Annotated in this window: 2 protein-coding genes; both read left to right on the forward strand. The window is 26.1% G+C overall.

Annotation, left to right across the window (positions count from 1 at the left end; translation table 11 throughout):
* The first annotated feature begins 271 nt into the window (after positions 1-271).
* Positions 272-907: a lysophospholipid acyltransferase family protein gene (locus NK213_RS19915; RefSeq protein ID WP_253352589.1), complete on the forward strand. Its 636-nt coding sequence runs from the start codon at positions 272-274 to the stop codon at positions 905-907.
* Positions 908-1,034: 127 nt separating this feature from the next.
* Positions 1,035-1,670: an N-acetylmuramoyl-L-alanine amidase gene (locus tag NK213_RS19920; protein WP_253352596.1), complete on the forward strand. Its 636-nt coding sequence runs from the start codon at positions 1,035-1,037 to the stop codon at positions 1,668-1,670.
* The last annotated feature ends 68 nt before the right edge of the window (positions 1,671-1,738 follow it).

Consider the following 1,738-nt stretch of genomic DNA (forward strand, 5'->3'; position numbering starts at 1 on the left):
ATAGATAAATCAATATATGAAAAACAAATCTTTTATTATATCAGATTTAATTTACAGACTTTCTTGCACACTCCCGGATTTCATTAAAAAAACAAACACAAAATATAGTAATATAATTTTATAAAATCTCAATTTTTTAATTATAATTTTAAATTTAAATAGCTTAATCGTGGAACATAAATTTATATTTCCTCTTCATAAATTATTTAAAAATATAAATTGTTACTTTAACCAATATATGCTATTCTTTATAAGATAGGTTGGTGTATTAATGAATAAAATAATTGGAATTCTTCTAAGCGGATTCATAAAAATTTTGATAAAAACCACTAAATACAAAGTTATAAAGTCAAAAGAGGCTATAAAGCATAAACAAGCAATAATAATTATTTGGCATAGAAAAATAATTCCTACAATGCTGTCTACAGACTTTATAGAAAAAAAAGCATCCTTGATAAGTTCATCAAAAGACGGAGATATATTGGATGAAGTTCTGAAAAGATTCAATAATTTGGGAATAAGAGGTTCCTCGAGTAAGGATAGTGTAAAAAGTGTAAAACAGATATTAAAATTCATAAAAGAAGGTTTTTCTATAGGAATAGCAGTAGACGGTCCTAAAGGACCGATATATAAACCAAAATCAGGAGCAGTTTATATAGCAATGAAAACAGGACTTCCTATTATACCTATTGGAGGCTATACAGATAAGAAATGGATATTTAAAAAGTCTTGGGATAAATTTGAACTACCTAAGTTTTTTTCTAAGAGCTGTTATTATGTAGGAGATCCAATTTATTTTTCTAAAGATTTCAATATAGATTTAGGTATTTTATTAATAAAGGAAAAACTTCATAGAGCGGATAGAATTGCGAAAAAATTTTATTATGCTAATCAAGAGAGCTGTTAAACTTACGCTATGTTTTTCCACAATAGTGAGATTTTTAATAACCACTACAAGTCTAAAACTTTTTCCATTTATAATTAAAGTAGTAAATCTATAATTTCTTTACTTGGTAAAGAAAAAGAAGGTGTATATGAGAAAAAAAAATAACAATATGAACATTGATAAAACAACTTATCGTTCAAAATCACAAAATTTCAGAATTCGCTTTATAATTTTACATTATACAAGTTCAGAAAAAACAAGAGCAATAAATCAATTGACTAATAAAAATGTTAGTTCTCATTATTTAATAACCGATGACGAAAATGACCCTATTTTCTGTTTAGTAGATGAAGAAAAAAGAGCGTGGCATGCTGGTAAAAGTGGATGGAAAGGCTTTACAGATTTAAATGATATATCAATAGGAATAGAACTTGTAAATAAAGGAAGAATAGCTGAAGTTGACAAAGTAAGATTTGAACCATATTCTATAATACAAATAGAGAAAACAGCATTTTTAATTTTAGATTTAATAAAGCGGTATAATATAGAACCACAAAATATATTAGGGCATTCAGATGTAGCCCCACAAAGGAAACAAGACCCTGGACCTCTATTTCCGTGGGAAAAATTATATAGGGTATATGGAATAGGAATGTGGTGTAAATTTAATATAGAAGAGAAAAATTCAAATCAACATAAGGAAAAAAATATATTTGAAATTCAAGAAGAATTACAAAAATTTGGTTATACTTTAAAAATTAATGGAAAAAATGATGATCTGTAGTGCTATAGTAAAGTAGGAACACCAAAATCTAAACAATGATATAATAAAAAAAGAAAGAGGTGTTTTGA

The organism is Sebaldella sp. S0638 (genome assembly GCF_024158605.1).
Classification (GTDB): domain Bacteria; phylum Fusobacteriota; class Fusobacteriia; order Fusobacteriales; family Leptotrichiaceae; genus Sebaldella.